The organism is Acidovorax sp. Root217, from assembly GCF_001428645.1.
Taxonomy (GTDB): domain Bacteria; phylum Pseudomonadota; class Gammaproteobacteria; order Burkholderiales; family Burkholderiaceae_C; genus Acidovorax.
Genome location: NZ_LMIH01000010.1, coordinates 194546 through 217221, shown reverse-complemented (window position 1 = coordinate 217221; position 22676 = coordinate 194546). Strand labels below are relative to the sequence as shown.

At 62.0% G+C, this 22676-nt stretch carries 26 protein-coding genes; 19 read left to right on the top strand and 7 right to left on the bottom strand.

Going from position 1 to position 22676, the window contains the following annotated elements; translation table 11 throughout:
- The first annotated feature begins 4 nt into the window (after window positions 1-4).
- Window positions 5-190: a hypothetical protein gene (locus ASE31_RS31535; protein WP_157412429.1), complete on the top strand. Its 186-nt coding sequence runs from the start codon at window positions 5-7 to the stop codon at window positions 188-190.
- Window positions 191-345: 155 nt separating this feature from the next.
- Here the strand turns inward: ASE31_RS31535 and ASE31_RS09245 are convergent, their stop codons facing one another.
- Together ASE31_RS09245 and ASE31_RS30960 are read right to left on the bottom strand one after the other, a co-directional pair.
- Window positions 346-591 (bottom strand): hypothetical protein, encoded by a 246-nt coding sequence (locus ASE31_RS09245; RefSeq protein WP_057201348.1) that lies wholly within the window; start codon window positions 589-591, stop codon window positions 346-348.
- Between the two features lie 59 nt (window positions 592-650).
- Complete coding sequence (locus ASE31_RS30960; RefSeq protein WP_082604096.1) at window positions 651-1148, bottom strand: hypothetical protein; 498 nt, start codon at window positions 1146-1148, stop codon at window positions 651-653.
- Between the two features lie 677 nt (window positions 1149-1825).
- Here ASE31_RS30960 and ASE31_RS09240 point away from each other — a divergent pair.
- The 3 genes from ASE31_RS09240 to ASE31_RS09230 all read left to right on the top strand — a co-directional run bounded on the left by ASE31_RS09240 (window position 1826) and on the right by ASE31_RS09230 (window position 3419).
- Window positions 1826-2065: a hypothetical protein gene (locus ASE31_RS09240; protein WP_057201347.1), complete on the top strand. Its 240-nt coding sequence runs from the start codon at window positions 1826-1828 to the stop codon at window positions 2063-2065.
- Between the two features lie 108 nt (window positions 2066-2173).
- A complete protein-coding gene (locus ASE31_RS09235; RefSeq protein ID WP_057201346.1) occupies window positions 2174-2524 on the top strand; it encodes a nuclear transport factor 2 family protein in 351 nt (116 codons plus the stop codon).
- A gap of 310 nt (window positions 2525-2834) precedes the next feature.
- On the top strand, window positions 2835-3419 hold the full coding sequence (locus ASE31_RS09230) for a cysteine hydrolase family protein (RefSeq protein ID WP_057201345.1): 585 nt from the start codon (window positions 2835-2837) through the stop codon (window positions 3417-3419).
- Window positions 3420-3606: 187 nt separating this feature from the next.
- Here the strand turns inward: ASE31_RS09230 and ASE31_RS31530 are convergent, their stop codons facing one another.
- Window positions 3607-3867: a hypothetical protein gene (locus tag ASE31_RS31530; protein WP_157412428.1), complete on the bottom strand. Its 261-nt coding sequence runs from the start codon at window positions 3865-3867 to the stop codon at window positions 3607-3609.
- A gap of 523 nt (window positions 3868-4390) precedes the next feature.
- Here ASE31_RS31530 and ASE31_RS09220 point away from each other — a divergent pair.
- Complete coding sequence (locus ASE31_RS09220) at window positions 4391-5437, top strand: SDR family oxidoreductase (RefSeq protein ID WP_057201343.1); 1047 nt, start codon at window positions 4391-4393, stop codon at window positions 5435-5437.
- Between the two features lie 60 nt (window positions 5438-5497).
- Here the strand turns inward: ASE31_RS09220 and ASE31_RS09215 are convergent, their stop codons facing one another.
- Window positions 5498-5830 (bottom strand): hypothetical protein, encoded by a 333-nt coding sequence (locus tag ASE31_RS09215; RefSeq protein ID WP_057201342.1) that lies wholly within the window; start codon window positions 5828-5830, stop codon window positions 5498-5500.
- Between the two features lie 186 nt (window positions 5831-6016).
- Here ASE31_RS09215 and ASE31_RS09210 point away from each other — a divergent pair, with 186 nt between their 5' ends.
- The 6 genes from ASE31_RS09210 to ASE31_RS09185 all read left to right on the top strand — a co-directional run bounded on the left by ASE31_RS09210 (window position 6017) and on the right by ASE31_RS09185 (window position 10325).
- Entirely contained in the window at window positions 6017-6418 is a 402-nt protein-coding gene (locus ASE31_RS09210; protein ID WP_057201341.1) for a hypothetical protein, read from the top strand.
- A 27-nt stretch (window positions 6419-6445) separates the two neighbouring features.
- On the top strand, window positions 6446-7060 hold the full coding sequence (locus ASE31_RS09205) for a hypothetical protein (protein ID WP_235514372.1): 615 nt from the start codon (window positions 6446-6448) through the stop codon (window positions 7058-7060).
- A 242-nt stretch (window positions 7061-7302) separates the two neighbouring features.
- On the top strand, window positions 7303-7596 hold the full coding sequence (locus ASE31_RS09200) for a hypothetical protein (protein ID WP_235514371.1): 294 nt from the start codon (window positions 7303-7305) through the stop codon (window positions 7594-7596).
- Window positions 7597-7785: 189 nt separating this feature from the next.
- Window positions 7786-8577, top strand: coding sequence for an SDR family oxidoreductase (locus tag ASE31_RS09195; RefSeq protein ID WP_057201340.1), 792 nt, complete (start codon window positions 7786-7788; stop codon window positions 8575-8577).
- Window positions 8578-8591: 14 nt separating this feature from the next.
- The gene (locus ASE31_RS09190; protein WP_057201339.1) at window positions 8592-9146 is read left to right on the top strand and encodes a low affinity iron permease family protein; all 555 of its coding nucleotides are present in this window, start codon (window positions 8592-8594) and stop codon (window positions 9144-9146) included.
- A gap of 153 nt (window positions 9147-9299) precedes the next feature.
- Complete coding sequence (locus ASE31_RS09185) at window positions 9300-10325, top strand: hypothetical protein (protein WP_057201338.1); 1026 nt, start codon at window positions 9300-9302, stop codon at window positions 10323-10325.
- A gap of 549 nt (window positions 10326-10874) precedes the next feature.
- Here the strand turns inward: ASE31_RS09185 and ASE31_RS09180 are convergent.
- Window positions 10875-12242, bottom strand: coding sequence for a sodium:proton antiporter (locus ASE31_RS09180; protein ID WP_057201337.1), 1368 nt, complete (start codon window positions 12240-12242; stop codon window positions 10875-10877).
- Window positions 12243-12829: 587 nt separating this feature from the next.
- Between ASE31_RS09180 and ASE31_RS09175 the strand changes: the two genes are divergently transcribed.
- The gene (locus tag ASE31_RS09175; protein WP_162261390.1) at window positions 12830-14737 is read left to right on the top strand and encodes a response regulator; all 1908 of its coding nucleotides are present in this window, start codon (window positions 12830-12832) and stop codon (window positions 14735-14737) included.
- Window positions 14738-14834: 97 nt separating this feature from the next.
- Here the strand turns inward: ASE31_RS09175 and ASE31_RS09170 are convergent, their stop codons facing one another.
- Complete coding sequence (locus ASE31_RS09170) at window positions 14835-15443, bottom strand: histidine kinase dimerization/phospho-acceptor domain-containing protein (protein WP_057201335.1); 609 nt, start codon at window positions 15441-15443, stop codon at window positions 14835-14837.
- A 185-nt stretch (window positions 15444-15628) separates the two neighbouring features.
- Here ASE31_RS09170 and ASE31_RS09165 point away from each other — a divergent pair, with 185 nt between their 5' ends.
- The 7 genes from ASE31_RS09165 (at window position 15629) to ASE31_RS09150 (ending at window position 22384) form a co-directional block, all read left to right on the top strand.
- Entirely contained in the window at window positions 15629-16525 is an 897-nt protein-coding gene (locus tag ASE31_RS09165) for a Ku protein (protein ID WP_057201389.1), read from the top strand.
- Window positions 16526-16558: 33 nt separating this feature from the next.
- Window positions 16559-16741 (top strand): DUF3606 domain-containing protein, encoded by a 183-nt coding sequence (locus ASE31_RS09160; protein WP_057201334.1) that lies wholly within the window; start codon window positions 16559-16561, stop codon window positions 16739-16741.
- A 7-nt stretch (window positions 16742-16748) separates the two neighbouring features.
- Entirely contained in the window at window positions 16749-20198 is a 3450-nt protein-coding gene (gene ligD, locus ASE31_RS09155; protein ID WP_057201333.1) for a DNA ligase D, read from the top strand.
- Complete coding sequence (locus ASE31_RS33095; RefSeq protein WP_082604094.1) at window positions 20195-20626, top strand: GFA family protein; 432 nt, start codon at window positions 20195-20197, stop codon at window positions 20624-20626. Before ligD ends, ASE31_RS33095 begins: the two co-directional genes overlap by 4 nt.
- A 518-nt stretch (window positions 20627-21144) precedes the next feature.
- Window positions 21145-21393: a hypothetical protein gene (locus ASE31_RS31525; protein WP_157412427.1), complete on the top strand. Its 249-nt coding sequence runs from the start codon at window positions 21145-21147 to the stop codon at window positions 21391-21393.
- Between the two features lie 40 nt (window positions 21394-21433).
- Complete coding sequence (locus ASE31_RS30945; RefSeq protein WP_082604093.1) at window positions 21434-22111, top strand: glycosyltransferase family 2 protein; 678 nt, start codon at window positions 21434-21436, stop codon at window positions 22109-22111.
- A 21-nt stretch (window positions 22112-22132) separates the two neighbouring features.
- On the top strand, window positions 22133-22384 hold the full coding sequence (locus ASE31_RS09150) for a hypothetical protein (RefSeq protein WP_057201332.1): 252 nt from the start codon (window positions 22133-22135) through the stop codon (window positions 22382-22384).
- 136 nt (window positions 22385-22520) lie between these two features.
- On the opposite strand, the gene ASE31_RS32505 is transcribed toward ASE31_RS09150, so the two are convergent.
- Window positions 22521-22676 (bottom strand): hypothetical protein, encoded by a 156-nt coding sequence (locus tag ASE31_RS32505; RefSeq protein WP_157412426.1) that lies wholly within the window; start codon window positions 22674-22676, stop codon window positions 22521-22523.

Here is a 22676-nt window from a genome sequence, read left to right as displayed (position 1 = left end):
AGCCGTGGAAAACGAGATTTCTCGTCGAAGCGAGCCTGGGCTCGATGGCGACATGGGGCCGCTAGGGGCCCATCCGATGCTGGCGAACGTTGCACTCATGAAGAAGAAGCACTTCACGCTCAGCGAACGCCAGATCCTCGAGCAGATCGGCGATCGCGAACGGAGTACCCGGGCTAGCTGGCAGCGTTGAGGCAAGGCCGCAGCAGCGGACTTACGCGGGCTCATTGATCCGTAACTGCCTGCGCTGATGGGCTTGCATCTTGGGCAAGCTTAAACAGCCGGGATGGTTCTATGCAGCCTTTACAGCCCTCCCACGGTGCATTCTGGTGCACTCGCTGCTGAGACCTACTTGGTATCACCCATCTTGCCTTGAAGCACCGCCAGCAGGTGCTGTTTCGCTTCGGCGAGCTGTGCTTTGTCGGTGTCGTGGACCTTCTTAAAGAATGCGGCGCACTCTGGCGAGCCTGCTGCTTCGGCGTCCTTGATGTACTGGTCGTAGGCCATCAGTGCCTGGGCCTTGTTCTGAATCAAGGTGATCCAGTCGTAGGCGAGGTCGCTGAGAGGATGTGGATCATTGGGTTTTTCTTGCATGGGTTTCTCCAAAAGTTGAGGACAGCAAAGAGGCATTGAAGATGCCCCGCATGCAGTTCTTAGCGACCGTCCTTGTCGGAATCACCGGGAACTGCCCGCTCCACAGCGTTGCTCACCCGGTGCCATGCATCGCGGGTCGCGTGCTTCGCCTTCTCCCATTCAAGTGAAGACCGCCCGCGGATTCCGCCCCAGTCTCTGCCAAGCTCGGGTTCGATGTCTTCGTACGTGCGATTCGGGTACCTGGCATAGGAATCCACGCCATACTGAAAGGCAGGTTGATACTCCTCGTAGGTCGATCCGCTGCCATAAGGACGCGAAGAAAAGTTCTCGCGCCAGTAGGTGTCTTCCGCTGCGGGATTCACTGCCTTGCTGCCCATAACGGCGCCTGCCACGACGCCCACCACTGCCCCTATGGCAGCGCCTGCTGGCCCAGTCAGACCGCCTGCCAGGGCGCCTGCAGCGGCTCCACCGGCAATCCCTCCTGCTGCGCCTCCGACGACGGCGCCAGCGCCAGGTTTGTTCTCGGGATCAAGTGGACTGGTACGAAGCTCGCTCATGATGGTCTCCTTGGGGTCACCCGCAGACTGCTCGATTGAGGCCTGCCGGGCTGGGTTGGCAAACTGTCAAAGTACGGCCTGCAAACGCAGGTGAGACTAGGCAGACATGCCAACTTCCCGGCAGGGATCTCCTACAGAGGGCCCCGCCCGCTGCGCCCTTTCCTACGCGGCAGTTCGCACGATGCCGACACCCATACATTCGTCTGCGGCGCACCATGAATGTGTTCGCCCACCCTACGGTCGGCGCCTCATCAGGAAATGCTATGTCTCAACACCAAACTCAGTTGTCGTCGCAGAACGACGGCAATCAGTCTGATCGCAACCAGGCCGGACAGGTGCCGCCAAGTGGCTTGAACAAAGGCGATCGTGGTGTCGTGGATTCGCCGCCCACGACGTCCGAACAACTGAACTTTGACGATGGGAGTGAGGACCACCCGCGCGGTAACACCAGGCGCACTGGTGGAACTTGGGTTATGCCAGACCACAATACAGGTGATCAAGGCGATGTTGGCAAAGCGCCTAGTGCGGGCTTGTCAGACGGTAACGGCCCCAGCGTTCCGGATCCCAAGGATAAAACGCCTCAGGCCTGATCTGCCAACGGCGATGACTGCGCCGGTTCTACCCTGGCCACTTACCGCCCTGGGTAGCGTCGAGATTCCAATGGAGGATATGCCGCAATGCCAAAGCGCTTATGGACCATCACGGCCGAAAACGATGAAGGCACCGAAATTTATCTCTCGGACCTCTTCGAAACTGAGCCCTCGCGCTCTGCATTGGCCCGAGGCCTCTGCACTCTCGCGATGGAAAAGGCGGGCGGTTCTATACCGGACGGCCGGGAGGGCGCCACAGCGGAAGAACGGCTCGCCGAACTGGGTTACACGATTACCGCCATCACAGGCAAAGACCCTACGCGCTGAGCACCGCGCCACCGCAGCCGGCCTCCGATTTGCGCGTGAGGCAAGGCTCACCGTGGTTTCTGAGATTTCGTGCCGGGGGAGAAACCAATCAAAGCCAGGAGAGCATGCATGAAGGACGCCAACAAGGAAACTTTGAGACAAGCCAACGCGGCCATTTCGCGACTCGACTTTGAGGGATTTCTCGCACTCTGCACCGAGGATACGGAATGGGCATTCGTGGGCGATAAAACGCTGCGGGGCAAGGAAGCCGTGCGCCAATGGATGCCAACGGCGTATCCAGAGCCACCAATATTCCAGGTGCAGCACATGGTGGCCGACGGCGACTGGCTCACCGCCATTGGCGAAATCACTTTGAAGAACGACGCCGGCGAGTTCGTACGGCACTCCTACTGCGATGTGTGGCGCTTCAAGGATGGCAAGCTGCACCAGTTGCAAGCTTTCGTGATTCCTGTGGAGTGAACCGTTGATGTGCTGTCCGCATCTATTGGGTCACCTTCATAACGCCCCTGCGGTGTGCGGCACGGTGAAGGTGCGCGACTGGAATGCGCAAGCGGATGAGGTGCGCGCCCATTGCCATTCGTTCTACCGCGATGGGCACCTCCACATTCATAGAGCCAATCTGGGTATCACTGCCCAACCTACAACGCTGCTGGGGGCTTCCGTCCATCGGTGACGGGACAGGACGTGGCACTGGTCCAGGATCTCCCTGGCCGCCATGAACATGCGCGGCCTGGCAAAGACCGATAACGAGAGTGAAGTGAGTTGAGGAATGCAGCGAAGCTACTTTCAACAGGCCAGAAAACCACATCTTCGGCCCAGCCCGAGGGTGCTGCTGCTGGTGGACTTCATCAATCCCATGCAGTTTCCTGGGGCTGAAAAGCTGGTGCCGGCCGCATTGCAGGCCGCGCAAGCCACAACGCGGCTCAAAAAGCGCTTGGCCGCCAGCGGCGTGACGGCCATTTACGCCAACGACAACTACGGGATCTGGCGCTCGGAATTCAAAGACCTTCTTACCGCCTGCAAGGCTCTGCCTGGGGCGCGCGGGGAAATGGCCACGCTGCTGGAGCCTGGGGACAACGACCTCACCATCCTCAAGCCGCTGCATTCTGCGTTCCATAGCACTCCGCTAGAGCACCTGCTCAAGCAGCTCAAGGCGCGCGAATTGATTGTTGCCGGGTTGGCTGCCGATATGTGCGTGCACCTTACGGCGATGGATGCGTACATGCGTGGCTATAAGGTGTGGGTGCCGCGCGACTGTACGGCCGCGGAGAACGAGGAGTTCAAAGAGGCTGCGCTGCGGCAAATGTCGCAGGTGCTCAAGTGCTCTGTGCGAAAGTCCTCCTCCATTACCTGATTGGAGGACTCACGCTTTGACGGCGTATCAAGACAGTGCGCGGGAAGATGCCAAGCCAAGAGCTTTCACCGCCTCGTGCACGCGCGCGAGATAGCCTTGAGGGTTTGGCAGAAAGACAATTGCTCAGCATTGTTTTGAGCTGCTCGAACCAATACGCTAGCTCTTGGTGCCCAAGCGCCACTGCCGCTCATCCGACACGATGGCTTCCGATAAATCGCGCCACGAGCAAATCAGCGGGTACCTGCGCCAGTGCCAGTGCCAGCTCCGCTGCCTGTGCCCGCTCCGGCGCCAGTACCTGCTCCTCCGCTGCCTGCTCCGGAACCTGCACCCGCGCCTGGTCCAGTTCCAGCGCCTGTGCCGGCACCTCCATCGCTGCCAGGGTTGCCGCTACCAGCGTTTGTGTTGCCAGCAGGGCTCCCAGAAGCAGCGCCTGATGTCGTACTTCCAACGGAGCCGGTACCCGCATCACCTGCCGCTGTGCCTCCGCTGGGCGCCATGCTGCCGCTGCTTGTAGAGCCGGAGGGAATGCTGTCTGCAGAGCTTGGCGTCGGCGCGGATGCTGGGCCCATCGATGAGCTAGGCGTGGTACCAGTCTGCGGGGTCTTGTTGCGATCACAAGCTGTCATCGCAGGCATGGAAGCCGCGATCAGTGGCACAGCGATCCAGCGGCGTGAAACAGGGTTGGAACCTTGGTGAGAATGGGTCATAGTTGTCTCCTTAGAAGGGTAGCAAGGCGCCACCTGCACGCATGCTGAAACTGGCAAAGGTGTTTCAGAGTAGGACGGTGCCGATAGACAGCTTTTTAACCGATGGCTGCTGTCGGTATGTGCCTGTTAGTGGCTTGGTCCTACAGCGCTTCGTGCACCCTCGCACTACAACGATGAACCGCGATCGCGAGCCACGGCCCAGGCGATGCCTGCAAGCTCCGCCTCAGGCGTGATCGCAGTCCCGTACCAACCCGAGCCAGAGCCATGACGACACCTGTAGAAATCTCCCCCAATGCTGTAGTTTCTTCAGCGCCAGCATCTGTCTCAGCGCATCGGGGCATCGTGGTGGTGATCACGGGGGCCTCTAGCGGCATCGGGCATGCCACTGCACTTGAATTTGCCAGCCGCGGTGCCCGCTTGATCTTGGCCGGGCGTGACCAGGAGACCCTGTCACCTGTGGCCATGTCCTGCATGGCCGCAGGCGCCCACGGCGCCCTCGGCGTGCCGACGGATGTCACCGACGCCGATGCCATGGATCGCCTGGCTCAGGCGGCACTGCTGGCGCATGGGCGCATCGACGTGTGGGTGAACGGCGCTGGGGTAGGTGCCATTGGCCGATTTGACGAGACGCCGCTGGCATCGCACCGGCGCGTGGTCGAGGCCAATCTGATGGGCCATATGAATGGGGCCTATGTGGCATTGCGCCACTTCCGCGAGCGTGGGCGCGGCACGCTCATCAATATGATCTCGGTGGGCGGATGGATCCCTGCCCCCTATGCTGCGGCTTACACCGCCAGCAAGTTCGGTCTGCGCGGCCTCTCAGAAGCGCTGCGCGCTGAGGTGTCCAGCCTGCCGCACGTCCACGTGTGCGACGTGGCCCCCACATTCGTGAATTCGCCGGGGTTGTCCCACGGCGCCAACTACACCGGTAGCAACATCCAGCCGCGCATCCCTTTGGTGGACCCGCGCAGGGTGGCGAGTGCCGTGGTATCACTGATAGACCGACCGCGCGCGGTGACCTGGCTCGGTGCGGGTGCGGGACCGGGGCGGCTGGCCCATGTGCTGGCGCCTACCTGGGTGGGTGCCACCATGGAACGGGTCACGCGCTGGGCACTGCGCCGTGCCAAGCCCGCGGCGCGCTCCGATGGCAACCTTTTCTCGCCCTCGCGAGACACCGCTATCGACGGGGGTCAGCGCGACGCTACCCACAGTGCAGCCGCCAACCTCGTGGCGCTTGGCCTAGTAGGTCTGGCCATCGGTCTTTGGGTTGGAAGTCAGCGATCCGAACGGCAACGGACGACCGGGCGCTGAGCTTCGGCACCGGCTCACGCACGCAAGCACCTTTTCTTGGCTGAGCTGCGGGTTGCTAGCCTACTCCCCCAAGCCCTGTTCAAGCCGCTGCACCACGGACTCCCGAAATCGCTGCAGCTGGGTGGCTACCCGGGCCTGCAACTCTAGCGCCACGTCTTCGGACATGGGCTCTGTACGCCGGGAACTCGTGCGCGCCATGTCGATGGCGCCTTCCATGAACTCCTCGAAGGCCTCGGGCTGGTTCAGGAACTGCTGCGCATACAGCATCTCCAGCAGGTAGCGCTGAGCGGAAAGTCTGGCGCTTTGCTCCATCAGCTCCGTGTGAAAGGGTTCGGCCAAGCGGTCAAAAAGTTCTGCCATGCGCTCTGGCAGCTCGTCTTTCGGCGTCGTCATGTCGGTCTCTCCCAGGCTTGGTTATTAGAAAGGCGTAAGGGTTTCGCCTTCACTACTACACAGGGTAGTCGATGGGGAGCGTCCGGTTCGAACACAGGATGTTGTCTGACTTACATCCAGTGCAGGGGGCCCGACCATCGCCTTGTCCAACCAGAAGCTCGTCCTGTCTGCTACTGAGTACACACCATGTTTCTCAAACTAGTTACCGACGCGCCGTATCCGGATGAACGCACCGCCCTGGGAGCGCTCGACGCCGTGCGGATGGTTTGCGCCCTGGGCGGCGTGGAGCCCCTTATGGCTTGGCGAGACCACGTTGCCTTGCAGACTTGGCACGGCCACTGGTCTGCCGATGGCATGGTGTCCGCCGCAGAACGGGAGGGCGCTGCGCTATGGGAGTCGGCCTTGGTCGCCACCCGGCGTGCGCTGAAATTGCCCCTGGGGGCACAGCTCGATATCGAGTTCGTGTTCACACACCGCATGCCTCTGGCCGAGCAACATGGCCCGGACCGCTATCTGTGGCGCCGCAACTGGGCTTGCTCGCTGGATGAATGGGCCCGGACGACCTTGACCAAAGTGCATCGCGTGTAGCTGCAATGTGCCGTGCATGACTGAAGTATGCCCCCCCTCGATTGGCGGGGCTTACCGCGGTCTCATCAGCGGCAGATCTACGAAGAAATCAAGAGCCGTGCAGCGGCGAAAAGGAGGTACTGCAAGCAAAGATATGGTGCGTTTTTGTTGAAGGTTCAGCTGATTTCCATCGACATATTCTCAAAAACATGGCGCATAGCCAAAGCAACTATGAGCAACCTTACTCACCCCAACAGCAAGCGCGGCCTCGATTTCGCACATGTGGCTTTGAATCTGGCCACGCAATGGCAGGGCCCTGTCATCATCAAGGTAAGAAGCTATCGGGCCCTGGTTCTAAGCGGCCTGGAAACCTTCAGGGCAGATGCGCTCGAGGTTCCGCAAGCGACCGGCTTCATCGAACTGATCGGTCCGCGCTCAGGCACCGCCGCGACATCTCTCCTCGTCGGATTCTCAAACCAGGACCAAGGGCCGATCGGCACTTTCGAGCTTCGCAGCAACGAAGCAGTGGGAACCTTGATCCTGCCGGGGAAGCACTTCACTTCCTGGCTGGAAATTGCCAAGGCCCCCAATGCCCACTTCCGAATAGGCGGAGATGGCCAGCGCAATGCGTTGGCGTCAGATGCGGCGCTGCTGCACTTCTAAAACGGGAGTGCATAGAAAACACCCGCAACTGTTCGAGAGTGCTGCGCGCACAAGTGAGCGCATTGATCTAGCTGCTACAAGCAATTCGCCCATGGTCGGCAGGGGTGGAGAACCGAAGCTACGCTGTGTGAACTCGGTGGCGCTGGCATCGGATGTCACCTCGACCGTAGCTCCGTGAACGGTCGCAATCGCGCGCACTACGTACAGGCCAAGCCCCAGGTTGGCCCCCACCTGGGCACTAAATGCGTGAGCGCCGCCGAACTCAAGATGGCCAAGCAGCTTGTTGCCGCGATGTCCGGCAAGTGGAATCCGGCGACTTCAAGGACGAGTTCCGCATCCAGGTGATGAAGCACTTGGAGAAGAAAGCCAAGGCTGGCGAGGGCAAGACCGTGGTGAAGCCTGAAGAGGAAGCGCCACAGTCCGGTGACGAGGTGATAGCCCTCACCGCACTGCTCAAGCGCAGCCTGAAGGGCGGCGCCAAAGACGGCGCTAAAGCACCTGCCGAGAAGACTCCCGCGAAGCACGCGGCTGCCTAGCGGGCTCCAGTGAAAGCCGCCCATCGAAGAAAAGCCAGTTCACCAGAGCTACCAGGCCATGGCGCCAGGGCCTCTTTGCACTTCCAGATCATCGCGCCACGTAGGACTCCGCACCCTGTGCGTTGGGCTGGTTCCTGACGAGCCGTGCAAGGGCGCAATTCCACAATGGCTCGTTTCAGGAGTCGTACTATGTCCAACCCCTATCGCCCCCTTGCCGTCGTCACTGGAGCCTCCTCCGGCATCGGTTTCCACCTGGCCCGCAACTGTGCCGAGAACGGCTTCGACCTGGTGATTGCAGCGGACCAGGCGCTGGACCAGGCGGCCAGCGACCTGCGCATGCTGGGGGCCAACGTCGAGGTGGTGCAGGCCGAGCTCGCCAGCCGCCAGGGTGTGGACGCGCTGGTCGAGGCCATCGCCGGACGCCCGGTGGATGCACTGCTGGCCAATGCCGGGCATGGACTGGGCAAGGGCTTTCTGGAGCAGGATTTTGCCGATGTGCAGCATGTCATCGACACCAACATCACCGGCACCCTGTACCTGCTGCACAGGATCGGGCACCCGATGCGCCGGCGCGGCAAGGGGCGCATACTCATCACCGGATCCATCGCCGGCTTCATGCCAGGCAGCTTCCAGGCCGTCTACAACGGCACCAAGGCCTTCATCGACTCGTTCGCCGCGGCACTGCGCAACGAGCTCAAGGACTCCGGCGTCACGGTCACCTGCCTGATGCCGGGCGCCACCGACACCGAATTCTTCGCCCGCGCCGACATGCTGGACACCCAGGTGGGCGCCGATGATGGCAAGGCCGACCCGGCGGATGTGGCCAAGGTCGGCTTTACGGCCATGATGGACGGCGAGGCCGACGTGGTGCACGGACTCAAGAACAAGCTGCAGGCCATCATGGCCAAAGTCACGCCCTCCCAGGTGCTGGCCGAGCAGCACCGCAAGATGGCCGAGCCGGGTTCCGCGCTCAAGGACTGAGGGGCAGGCATTCCATGAACCAGCAAGTCCTGACCCAGGGCGATGGCACCGATGCCCTGGGCTCGATGCCATCGACGAGCAGTCCCTCGTATGCGGACCGCTCGGCACTGCAGACGGCGTTCGACCATTTCGCCTCGCGCGTGACGCGCTGGGCGGGGTCGCCCGGCATCTTCTGCGCGGCGCTGATCACCGTGGCGCTGTGGGCGGCGGCCGGGCCCATTTTCCACTTCTCGGAGAACTGGCAACTGGTGATCAACACCGGCACCACCATCGTCACCTTCCTGATGGTGTTTTTGATCCAGCAGAGCCAGAACAAGGACAGTGTGGCCATCCACCTCAAGCTCAACGAGCTGCTGGCGGCCAACCGCGAGGCGAGCAACCGCATGATCGGCATCGAGGACCTGGACGAACAGGACCTGCGCGACGTGGCCAGCTTCTATGTGCGTCTGGCCGAGCGCGCCAAGGTCGCTGGCTCCAACAAGGAGGTGCACTCCATCGACGAGGAGGGCATGCCGGCCTCGCAGGCCGACAGGGCGCAGGGTGGCCCCCGCACACAGATGGGGCAATGAGCCAGGGCAAGGCGCGCTGTAGCAGCCTGAAACGCCGGTATCCAACCGATTCCATTCACAGGCGTTTTGCCTACATGGGTACGCACCAAAACGGAACACCTCGCGCGTTGCCCGCTGCCTACCCTAGGGGCATCTCAACAGGAGGCAAAAGCCATGACCACCACCGCCTATGAACCGGGCTCCGACCGACTGGTCGCACAACCACTGGAGGGCGAAGTTTCTTTGCGAGACGCAAGCGGCGTGAGCTGGGCAGCCATCCTCGCGGGGGCTGCGGGCGCCGCATCGCTGTCTCTCATCCTGCTGGTACTGGGCACCGGGCTCGGGCTGTCGTCGGTATCACCGTGGGCGCAGTCAGGCATCGCCGCCACCACCTTCGGTATCTCCACCATCCTGTGGATCACGCTCACGCAGATCGCTGCGTCAGGCATGGGCGGCTACCTGGCGGGGCGGCTGCGCGTCAAGTGGCTGGGGGTGCACACCGACGAAACCTATTTCCGCGATACGGCCCACGGCTTTCTGGCCTGGTCCGTGGCCACGCTGGTGACGGCGGCCATGCTGACCTCGGCCATCGGCGCCATCGTGGGCAGCGGGGTGCAGGCGGGTGGGGCCGTGGCGGGTGGCGCAGCCACCACCGCAGCCGCTGCCGGTACGGGGGCCGCCGCTGCAGCTGCCGGTACGGGGGCCGCCGCTGCAGCTGCCGGCCAGGCATCGCAAAGCGACTCGTCGCCGAGCTACCTGGTGGACTCGCTGTTCCGCAAGACCGTGGCGGCGGCCGATCCGGCTGCAGCCGCATCGGCACCCATTGCAGCGGACGCTACCGCCGCGCCGGCCGCGTCGAGCCCGCAATCTGCATCCACCTCCACCGCCGAAGTGGCGCGCATCTTCGCCAACAGCCTGAGCGCTGGTGCCCCACTGCCCGCAGATGACGTGAAGTATGTCGCCCAGGTAGTGGCCCAGCGCACAGGGATCTCGCAGCAGGACGCTGAAAAGCGCGTGACGGAAACCTACACCAAGGCCCAGGCCAAGCTGGCCGAGGCCAAGGCCAAGGCCACCGAAGCGGCAGACACGGCGCGCAAGGCCTCTGCCTACGGTGCTCTGTGGCTCTTCGTGTCCCTGCTGGTCGGCGCCTTCGTCGCCAGCTTCGCGGCCACCTTCGGCGGTCGCCACCGCGACCTGTAATCCCCGCAATCAACCAACCCCCAAGGAGTTTCCCATGCGCTCTCTGCTCTTGTTGTTCCTCGGTGTCCCCATTCCGATCATCATCCTGATCGCGATCTTCCTTCGCTGACCAGCAAGAGAGCCTTCGGGCTCTCTCCTTTTCTGGCGAAGGTGCCGCTCCTGCAGCATAACGACGTTGATGCGTGTGACAGCGCTGTATCCGCCGCCTCGCCGTGAGCGGTGGGTAATTGGGGCTTTGGTTCCCATGAACGGTCTCAGCCACATCGTCTCTGCAAGAGTGTGGCCGGCTGCAGCATGAAAGACTTCAAGATCCGCTCTCATGAACGAGCATTGCGCCTATCCATCTCACGGACATGATCAAGACGCTTTGGACTTGCGTGTTCCTGTAAAAGGTGAACCCTCATACCAGGATCTTCTACAAGCACGCAGTGACCGAAAACCTTCTCCGGCATCCCGCACTGAAGCATCGCCTCAAGGGGCCGCTGGTCTGCTTGGCTGATTGCGCCAAATTGGTCGAGCACGATTCAGAACGCACCACCGACCCAGCCCTCACTCCTGCACCGCACGTTTTGCCTCCTTGCGCTTCTCATAACCCCGCATCAGTGGCGTGACCGAGACCCCGTGCAACAACATCGATACCACGATCACCGCCAGCGTGATAGCCAGCAGCCGCTGGGCGATGACGGGGTGCAGGTCGTGGGTGATCGCGTACATCAGGTAGTACACCGAGCCGATGCCGCGGATGCCGAACCAGGCGATCAGCCGGCGCTGTGAGCGCCGCATCCGCACGCCCACCAGCCCGGCGTAGACCGACAGCGGCCGAATCACGAACAGCAGCAGCGGCACAAACCACAGCACTTCGGCGCCAAAGTCCACCACGGCGAGCAAAGCACCGACCACCAGCACCACAGCCACTTCGGCAAGGCGTTCGAGCTGGGAGTTGAAACGCGCCACCGACTCCATCAGGTAAGTGGGCAACTCTTCGATGGGCGGCGTCTCTGGCGAGCGCTCGGCGGCCTGCGCATCGTCTTTGGCCTTTTGCTCCTTCTTGGCAGGCTTGGCGTTTTCAACAAGCCCCGGCGCCACCTCTGCCACCGGCTGCGCGGCCACGCGCCGCAGCGCTAGCCCCGCCGCAAACACGGCCAAAAAGCCGTACGCGTGGCACAGCATCGCCACCCCGTAGGCCAGCCCGATGAGGCCCAGCACCATGAACTCATCCGGCCCCAGCGCCTCGCGCCGACGGATGCGCAGGTACAGGATGGCGCGGCCCACGACGGCGCCCAGCGCAAAGCCGATGCCCACGCCGCCCACCACGGCCCAGAGCACGTCCACCGTCCACCAGCGCCAGCCGCCGTCGCCCAGGTCGTGCAGCGACAGCATCCCCAGGCCTAGCATCACTATGGGAAAGGCCGTTCCATCGTTCAGCCCTCCCTCGCCCGTCAGACCAAAACGCAGTCGGTCGCGGTCTTGCGGGTCTGAGACCTGTACGTCCGACGCCAGCACCGGATCGGTGGGCGCCAAAATCCCGCCCAGCAGTACGGCAGCGCCCAGCGGCAAGTTCAACAGCCACACGCCAACGGCCGTAATCGCTCCCACGGTGATCAGCATCGACACCGTGGCCAGCTGCAGCGGAATGCGCCAGCGCGCGTCGCGCAGCGGCAGCTCCAGCTTTAGGCCCACAGTAAACAGCGAGATCAGCACTGCGACTTCGGTCAGGCGCTCGATCAGCCCCGCGTCCTTGATCGGATCGAGCGTGAGCAGCTCCAAGCCCCAGGGGCCGATGCACACGCCCACGCCCAAGTACAGGATGGCCGAGCTGAGCGGAACGCGCGCGATGAAGGAACTGGTCAGCGTCATCACCACGAGCAGAAGACCCACCAGCGCAAAGCTAAGGGCGGGGAGCAGTACTTCGTTCATTGGCTGCACGCAGCCTGTGGGCCGGCACCGAGGGCCTTGAAAAGCGGGCTGCGGAGTCCGGCGGGAACGTAAAGGGCGACACAGTCGCTCCAGCTCGCTGCCGCGACGTGGGGATTGTGTGGGTTCGGGGTTGAGTGCATATGCAAGATTGAAAGCCGTACAGCCCCATGGATGCCAGCGTGGGTCGCACTTGCATGTCAGAACGCGCCGCGAATTAGGCGTGCTGTAGCCGGATGCCAAGATCCGGTATTTTCCTGGCAAGTTACAGGGTCGCGCACGATCTCTTACCACGAAGGCTCTGCGCTCGTAAACTCCTGCGTAGGGCTCCATACCCCGTATGAAGCCTACACGCGTGTGCGGCGATGGACCACAACAGTGCGAGGGGTTCAGCTCAGGTTTGAAACGCTCTAGCTGGTGAAGACTACTGTTGGCGAGTCTCCACATTTCATGCGTCCACTGCTTATACCGTGTCGAATATCCATTTACCTCTCACGCCACGCCAGTAAATGCGGCAGCGGATCGACGAGTTTGACTGGTCGGCGACTCCGCTGGGGCCGTATGCCTCCTGGTCTCCAGTTCTTGTTGCCATGCTGGAGTTAGTGCTCAGTTCCCGCCAACCCATGTTTCTGGCCTGGGGGCAAGAACAGACATGGATCCACAACGATGCGTTCATCTCGATAGCCGGCAGCAAACACCCACGGGCTTTGGGTATGCCTGCGCGGAAGGTCTGGGCTGAAGCCTGGGCAGACCTGGGCCCGCACTTCGAGCGTGTGCTTGTAGGTGAGTCAATTGCGCTCAGGGGATTCCATGTGGGGCTTGACCGCCAGGGCACGGTGGAAAACGCGGTGTTCGATTTTTCATACACCCCGGTGCGCTCTGAAGCGGGCGGGGCAGTGGCCGGGCTCTTCGGCGTTTGCATCGAAACCACCGCACAAGAGGAGTCGCAAAAACGGCAGCTCGCTATGGCCGACCGGGAGCGAACACGAATCCTGGATATGAGCCGCGATCTTTTCGCGGTGGCTTCATTTGAGGGACGGCTGCTGTCCATCAATCCGTCGTGGAGCCGCCAACTCGGGCGTTCTGAGGCTGAGCTTTTGGCGACGCCGTTCGCTCAAATCATCCATCCTGACGATCTGCAGGAGACCGCTAGCGTCATTGAAGCACTGGTGGCAGGTCGCCCTGTCCACCATTTCAAAGTTCGCTTGCTCAAGGCCGACGGTGTCCCCATCTCCTATGCTTGGTCGGCAGTGCCGGAGTTGGATCCACCGAACGGCACTTTCTATACCGTAGGTCGCGACATTACCGATGAGCGAGCTGCTCTGGCCGAACTTCTAGCTGCCCGGGATGCCCTGCGACAATCTCAAAAAATGGAGGCCGTGGGGCAGCTTACTGGTGGCATCGCCCATGACTTCAACAATTTGCTAGGCGGCGTCAGCGCAAGCTTGCAGGTTTTGCAGAAGCGCCTGGATGCGGGCAAGTTGGATGACGCCCGGCGTTACATCGACCTTGGGATGAAGTCCGTAAGAAAAGCTGCATCGCTCACCCAGCGGCTGCTCGCCTTTTCAAGGCGACAGACCCTCGATCCGAAGCCCATCTACATCAACCAACTCGTCTCCGGCGTAGTCGAGATGATTCAAAGGACTCTGGGACCAGCCCTCGAAGTGGAAACCCACTTTGCGGCAGAGGCATGGGCGTCGATGATCGACGCGTCGCAGCTGGAAAACTCACTGCTGAATCTGTGCATCAATGCACGTGATGCCATGCCAGACGGTGGGCGTTTGCTCATAAAGACATCAAACGAGGTGCTCGATTCGCGACGTGCCCGCGAGCTCGATCTCCAGGCAGGGAGCTACGTAGGCTTGCAGGTGCGTGACACGGGATACGGCATGGATGCAGATGTGAAGACACGTGCGTTCGATCCGTTCTTCACCACCAAGCCGCTGGGACAGGGTACAGGCTTGGGACTTTCAATGGTGTATGGGTTCGTCCGCCAATCGGGTGGACAGGTCGTGATCGAATCGGAGGTGGGTGTAGGCACTACGGTATCTATCTACCTGCCCAGGTACAGGGGCGCGGTTGAAGCGGATGAAGAAGACATACCTGTCGAGCCAATGGTACAAAGCTCGGGAGAAATGGTACTCGTGGTCGAGGACGAGCCGACGATCCGGACGCTGGTGCTGGAAACACTCAAGGACGCTGGATACAACGCCCTGGGTGCGCAGGATGGCACCGAAGGCTTGCACATATTCAAATCGGTGGCGGGAATACAGTTGCTGGTGACCGACGTCGGTCTGCCGGGAGGAATGAATGGGCGTCAGGTCGCTGACATGGCACGCACCACGCGGCCCGATCTGCCCATACTGTTCATCACCGGCTATGCGGACAAGGCGACAGTGGGAAATGGCCTGCTTCCGCAAGGCATGGAGGTGATGACCAAGCCTTTCGAGTTGGAGACGCTCGTTGGCAAGGTGCGCGAGATGCTTGATCTGAAGTAGCGAACGCCAAGGCGGACTTCTGGCAACCCAGTGGCGCTGCTACGTTGCGCGGCGGTTTGCCCCAGGTGCAACGGATCAACACACACCCGCCGCGGGGTTACCCTTTGCCTAGGCGATGGGTTGTGAACTCCATGAGGTCATCAAGCAGAGCCTTCATCTGGGCCACGCTGCGAAGGACGACCGGCGCGTGGCGTACGTCGCCCGGCCACTTGCGCAGCTCCACCGTGGCTGCGCCCGCTATCGTGCTGAGGGGCCCCCGTAGGTCATGCCCCAGTACTCCCAGGAAAAGGTCGCGTGCCTTGTTCAGTTCTGCAATGAACACTTCGACGGACTCAGCAAGTGCCTGGTCAACTGCCTCATCGAACCGAATCACCTCGTCTATATCCTGCAGCTGCGCCCCTCGGCCCGATGCGCGCCAGAGCCTCAAAACCGTGGCCCTCAGTGCACGGTATTCAGCCACCATCTGACCCACTTCGAACCCCTGTCGCTCACGCTGCCGTGCATGGCTTCGAGAGGGCACTCCCGCCGAGGTGGAGGCCAGTTGGCTCTTTCCTTCAGACTTTCTGCGCCGTTCTTCCTCATCCTGAGGCAATTCCATGTTGCGCACCAGCTCTTCCAGGATTTTCTTGCCGTGGTCTTCCAGCCCGACATCGTCAAGGTCCTGCGCAGCGGGGCAACTGATTGCGCGCAAAATCGATCCACGCATTCAGGATGGCGGTGTGGTTCTCGGTGATAAATTCTGCAAGTCGCATAACGCGTTGTCCCTGGCTACACCTAACCGATAGATGGTGCGATGGCCTACGAAACGCGTGAGAAAGCACCTACGTGGGCAAATAGGGGCGGATCGCAAAATTTGACCACCCGGGATCCCCGCGCGTGGAGAAGATCAGCATGGCAACTGGAAGCCGCACCCTCTGGAAAGGTGCCATCACCTTCGGTCTCGTCCACATCCCGGTGGGCCTGCACACAGCCGCCACCAGCGAGGGCGTGGACTTCGACTGGCTGGACAAGCGCACCATGGATCCGGTTGGCTACAAGCGCATCAACAAGCGAACGGGCAAGGAAATCGACAAGGACAACATCGTCAAGGGCGTGGAATACGAGAACGGCAAGTACGTCATCATCAGCCCCGAAGAAGTCGAAGCGGTGTTCCCCAAGACCACGCAGACGATTGAGATCGAGCGCTTCATCGACGCCAACGAGATGCCTTTCATCTTCCTGGAGCGGCCGTACTTCGTGGCGCCGGTCAACAAGAGCGACAAGGTATATGCGCTGCTGCGTGAGACGCTGATCTCCACCGGCAAGATCGGCCTGGCCAAAGTCGTCATCGCCACGAAGCAGCACCTGGCCGCGCTGGTGCCTTCGGGCCCGGCACTCGTACTCAATCTGCTGCGCTGGGGCGACGAGGTCAAGGGCCTCGACTCCCTGGAACTGCCGCCTGCCGGCGCAAAGAGCGTGAGTGCCGCCGACCTCAAGATGGCCAAGCAACTCGTCGCCGAGATGTCCGGCAAATGGCACCCCGACGACTTCAGGGACGAGTTCCGCATCCAGGTGATGAAGCTCGTCGAGAAGAAGGCCAAGGCCGGGGAAGGCAAGACCGTGGTGGAGCCCGAAGAGGAAGCGCCACAGTCTGGTGGCGAGGTGATCGACCTGACCGCGCTGCTCAAGCGCAGCCTGAAGGGCGGCGCCAAGGAAGATGCGAAGTCCCCTGCCAAGAAGGCCCCCGCGAAGAAAGCAGCTGCCAAGAAGGCACCAGCGAAAGCCGCCCCTCAAAGAAAAGCCGCCTGACGGCCAGAGATCACCAACCCAAAGGAGACGACCATGTCCGATGACAAGACAAAGACCGGGGGCCAGGACCGCACCCGCATCAGCCTGAGCGAAGACTACGAAGTGCGCGACTGGGCCAAGAAGTTCGGTGTGACCGCCGACGAGCTCAAGGCCGCGGTGAAGGCTGTGGGCAACGACGCCAAGGCAGTCGAAGCGCACCTGAAGGGCAGCCGGTGAGCATGCGGTGCGCGTTGCGACCTGGAACATCAACCACGTCAACAAGCGCATAGACCTGCTTGTCGATTGGCTGCGGCGCACGCAGCCAGACGTGGTGGCGCTACAGGAACTCAAATGCCCCACAGCGCAGTTCCCCACCGCAGCCATCGAAGCGGCGGGTTACAGCGCCGTGGTGGTGGGCCAACGCGCCTGGAACGGTGTGGCCCTGCTGTCTCGCGGGCAGGAGCCCTTGCCGGTGATCACCACACTGCCCGGCGACACGGCGGACAAGGAGGCACGCTACTTAGAAGCCGCCATCAACGGCGTACTCTACGCCTGCCTGTACCTCCCCAACGGCAACCCGCAGCCCGGCCCCAAATTCGACTACAAGTTGCGCTGGTTCGAGCGCCTGCGGCTGCGCACGCAGGAGCTGTGGAATTGTGGCTACCCCGTGGTGCTGCTGGGTGACTGGAACGTTGTGCCGACCGATGCCGACATCTACAAGCCCGACACCTGGCGCGACAACGCGCTGCTGCAGCCAGAGCCTCGTGCGGTATACGCCTCCATCTTGGCCCAGGGCTGGACCGATGCCCTCGCACAGGTGCACAAGAAGGGGGTGCCCTTCACCTTCTGGGACTATCGCCGCAAGCGCTGGGAGCGGAATGCCGGCCTGCGCATCGACCATATCCTGGCAGGGCCAATGCTCAAGGTGGTGGACGCCGGTGTAGACCGCGACGAACGTGGTCGGGAAGGCGCCAGCGACCACGCCCCCGTGTGGGCTGAACTGGCGGTGCAGAAGAAGGCTCCCGCACGCCGCAAGACCTTAGCGGCAGCCAGCCCGGCGCCAGCGAAGATGTCAAAGGCCCCGCCGGCATCGGCGCCGGACACCCCCCTCGCCAAATACAACGCGAAGCGCGACTTCAGCAAGACCGCAGAGCCTGCAGGTGTGCACAAGCCCACTAGGCGCGGCAAGAAGGCAGTCCCATCGGATGCGCTGCACTTCGTCATCCAGAAGCACTGGGCCTCGCGCCTGCACTACGACTTCCGGCTGGAGCTCGATGGCGTCATGGTCAGTTGGGCCGTGCCTAAGGGGCCATCGTACGATCCGGCCGCCAAGTCCATGGCGATCCACGTCGAAGACCACCCGATCGACTACAACACCTTTGAAGGCTCCATACCCAAGGGCGAGTACGGCGCGGGTAAGGTCATCGTATGGGACCGCGGCACATGGGATCCCGTGGGTGATCCGCGCGACGGCTTGGCCAAGGGCAAGGTGATGTTCAAGCTGCACGGCCAGAAGCTGGCCGGGTTGTGGGAGCTGGTGCGCATCTCCAAGCCCGGCGAGAAAAAGCAGGACCAGTGGATGCTGTTCAAGAAGCGCGGCGACGCATGGGCAAGGCCAGGCACCGAGTACGACGTGATCACCGCGCTGCCTGATAGCGTGGTGGACAAGCCCCTTGGATTGATCGAGGAGCGGGAGCCGAGGGAAGCTACAGCACCCCGGCGCAAAAGCGCAGCGGACACCGACACCGCACTCAAGGCGGCCCGAAAAGCCAAGCTGCCCGCCAAGCTTGCGCCTCAACTCGCCACTCTTGTGTCCTCCGTACCAGAAGGGGACTGGGTCATCGAGACCAAGTTCGACGGCTACCGTGTAATGGCCCGCATCGACGGCGACGACGACGACGACGACGTGCGCATCTTCACGCGCAACGGCAATGACTGGACCGACAGGCTGCGCCCCATCGCCGATGCTGTTGCCCAGCTGGGCCTGACCAGCGCCTGGCTGGATGGCGAAATTGCCGTGCTCAACGACGCCGGTATTCCGGACTTCAACCGCCTGCAGAACGCCATAGACAGCGCCCAGGTTACCGACATCGTGCTGTTTGTGTTCGACGTGCCCTTCCTCGGCGACATGGACCTGCGCGCTGTGCCGCTCGCAGCGAGAAGGGCCGTGCTCAAAGAGCTCTTTGACGAGCGTGAGAGCGATACCGTGCGCTTCAGCCAGTCGTTCGACGTGGCGCCTGTTCAGTTACTGGGAGCTGCCTGCCAAATGGGCTTGGAAGGCGTGATGGCCAAGCGCGCAGACGCACCCTATGTGTCAGGTCGCACCGATACCTGGGTCAAACTCAAATGCCAGCATCGTCAGGAATTCGTGGTGTTGGGCTTCACCGAACGCGCAAACGCCACCAAGGAGGTGGGCAGCCTGCTCCTGGGGTACCACGATGACGGGCAGTTGCGCCATGCGGGTTCGGTTGGTACGGGCTGGGATTCGGCTGCGGGAAGGGAGCTGCACACCCGCCTGTCCAAACTGGAGGTGAAAACGCCGCCGGTGAGTGCGGCTGAGGTCAAGCCGGGACGCTGGTCCAAGCGCAGGGCCGGGAGCGAGAGGTGGGTGAGGCCGACCATGGTGGTGGAGGTCGCCTTCGGCGAGTGGACGCCCGACCAGCATATCCGCCATGCGGTCTTCCGAGGCATCCGCACGGACAAGCCAGCCAGCGAGATCGTTCGGGAGCGAGCCAAGGCGGCGCCCGCAAACGCAGGCTCCATCGCGGCCGCCACGCCAAAAACGAAGTCGAAGGCCAATAGCCTGAAGATCAGCAACCCGGAGCGTGTCATCGATCCCACGACCGGGCTGCGCAAGATCGACCTGGTGCGCTACTACGAGAGCATTGCCGAACGGATGCTGCCGCACTTGAAAAACCGGCCGGTGTCGCTGGTGCGCGCGCCCACCGGCATCACCGGAGAGTTGTTCTTCCAGAAGCATTCCGAAAGCAAGATGCCCGGCGTCAAGGACCTGGACCCTGCCCTGTGGCCTGAGCATGCAGCGTTGTTGGCGGTCGATTCAGCGCAAGGGCTGATCTCCGCGGCGCAGATGAATGCCGTGGAGTTTCACACCTGGAACTCGAAGATCGCGCGGATCAACCAGCCGAACCGGTTCATCCTCGACCTGGACCCGGGCGAAGGCGTGACTTGGCCCATGCTGCAGGAGGCGGCCGAACTCACGCGGGTGATGCTGACCGAGCTGGGGCTGGAGAGCTGGCTCAAGACCAGCGGGGGCAAAGGCCTGCACGTCGTGGTCCCTATCACCCCGAAGCTCGAGTTCGATGAGGTGAAGGCGTTCTCTCAGGCCGTGGTCAAGCACATGGCCAAGGTCATCCCGTCCAAGTTCGTGGCCGTCATGGGCGGCAAGAACAGGGTGGGCAAGATCTTCATCGACTACCTGCGCAACGGGCACGGGCAAACGACGGCGTGCGCGTTCTCGGCGCGGTCACGGCCAGGCATGGGTGTCTCAATGCCGGTGGCCTGGGAGCAGATCAGGGAGCTCAAGGGCGGGGCGCAGTGGACCATCGCGACCGCCCGTGAATACCTGAGCTTCCAGCAGGAGGACCCTTGGCTTGACTACTGGAAGAAGAAGCAGGCCATCACCCGCGCATCCCAGATCCTCAGTAAAACCATCCCCGACTTGAAACGATCATGACAAGCCCTTCATCGACATCGAAGATCCGCTCTGGCGGTTGCCATTGCGGCGAAGTGCGTTACGAGCTGCAGGGAGACGTGGCCAATGCCACTTTATGCCACTGCACGCTGTGCCGCGCGACAACGGGGGCGCCGGTGGTCGCCTGGTGCAGTGTTGAGGCGATGAATTTTCGGTTCACGCAAGGCTTCCCGCGCAACTACCGGTCAACGCCGCGTGGCATGCGCACCTTCTGCGCCAAGTGCCGCACACAACTGACTTTTCGTGAGGATGGGGAGACGTGCATTGACGTCACGACAGCCAGCTTGGACGATCCGAACGCAGAAGCCGTTTCCCCCCGAGACCAAACCTACGCGCGAAGCCAACTTTCCTGGATGGGTAGCGCGCATGCATTGCCTTACTTCAGCACCACAAGGCAACATGAACGATGAGCGAGATTCATCCAGTCCGACAGGCATTCAACTGCAGTCTCAATGCCTAGCCCGACGAAAGGCTGTACCGAGGAACGATGCATCCGGGTCCGCGAGCTCCGGCGTTCCGGTCTGACGTTCAGAACCGACCGATGTGCTACTGCAAGGGTCGGGTCTGACAATTTTAATGACGCCCGCGAATTGGAGAACGAGCTGCGTCTGACGAACCTCTACGCGTGGAGATCCGATTTGCGGCGCTGGCCTGCTTGCGCCGCCGGGAGCTAATTTTGCTTGCCGGCTTCGTCCCCGTGGGCACGAATGGTGATCGGACTGGCCCTGCGCTGCGCAATGCGGCGCTGACGATACCCTCGCTACTCGCCCGCGGCACCTCACAACGCTGTTGATTGCAAATCTGCCCTTGAAGGGCAAGGCTGCTTTGCAGGCATGCGCCGCACCATGACATCTGCTGAAGGAGCCGTCCGACATGAAGCCCAGAAGGCAAACGTTAGCGTTGCTTCCATCACACGCAGGAGGCCGAAATGGCGACCGAACAGAACCATGCCACTACTTCTCGCAACTTGGCCGGCGAGTTTCCCCAACCTGTTTCGCCATGGGAGAACCGTGGGCTACTTTGGGCCGAAGTGGTGGCGACGGCAGCTTTTGCCACATGGCTGCTCATAGGTGGATTGGTTCCTGAGGAAATTGCCCGGGTTGAGGCGGGGGCCCGGGCGCAGACAGCGCCGTCAGCCATCTCGATTTCAGTCGCCGCAACCGAGGTGAAACCATGACCGGTTTTAACCGTTTGCTCGTAGCGCGAGGTGTCCGGCGATGATTGCGGTTGTCGTTCCCGCTCACAACGAAGAAGAACACATTGCGCAATGTCTGCGCTCCCTTACTGTGGCAGCTCTATGCCCCACCTTGGCGACCGAGCCGGTGATCGTCATAGTAGTGCTCGACGACTGCTCTGATGGCACTGCGCGCATTGCCCGAGGGTTCGCGCGTGTGCGGACCTTACAAAGTAGGGCTCGAAATGTTGGCGCGGCTCGTGCAATTGGAGCGCAAGCGGCACTGGCTGCAGGGGCGCGATGGCTTGCCTTCACCGATGCGGACAGCGAGGTAGCGCCCGATTGGATCAGTCAGCAGCTCGGGTTGCAGGCAGACGCCGTTTGTGGAACGGTCCAGGTGCGCGACTGGGGCGCTCACAGCGATGAGGTGCGCGCACGTTTCCAATCGTTTTACCAGGACTGCGATGGCCATCGACATATCCACGGCGCCAATCTAGGCATCACGGCCGACGCCTATCACCTGTCCGGCGGTTTCCTACCACTGGCCACGGGCGAGGATGTAGCCCTGGTACACCGCCTGCTGGAGCGGGGTCTGTCGATCGCGTGGACTGCCGCAGCGCGCGTGACCACCAGCTCTCGAAAGCATTTTCGGGCACCTGGAGGCTTTGGCGCCACGCTAATGCAACTGAGCGGTGCCCTGGTGACGCCGTCTGCATCCTGAACTTCGAGGGACATTTCAACCATGGATGACTGGCTTGACTGGGTACAGTGGCCCGCTTTCTTGGCATCGGTGCTGGCTGCATGGCTGGTCGGTTCCAACGACGCCAGTCGCCGCAACGTCGGGTTCTGGGTGTTCCTTGCGAGCAATGTCCTGTGGATGGCTTGGGGCCTTTATACCCATGCCATGGCGCTCATTGCGCTACAGGTGTGTCTGGCTTTCATGAACATCCGGGGACTGTTCAAAACCGAAGACAAAAAAGATGACGAGGGCTAGCCGCCACCTCCTGCCAACCTACCACGACATTCGGCCGCTGAGCGTGAGGAGTTCAGGGACGGTGCCTTGCGACGAAGGTTGCGGATGCAAAAGGGCTCAGTAAAATCAATGCCAGGCGCTTTACTCCATCCCTCGGCTACGCAGGTCTGTTCGGGCTGGGCGCAGAAAGCGCGGCGCGGCCATATCCGGTGATCTCGCGAACGATCGCTGAGCCCGCCTTGCCCACTTCGGGTAGATCTGCAACGACCATGTCGGCCGCTGCCAGCACCCTCAGCTTGTCGATTTGTGCCAA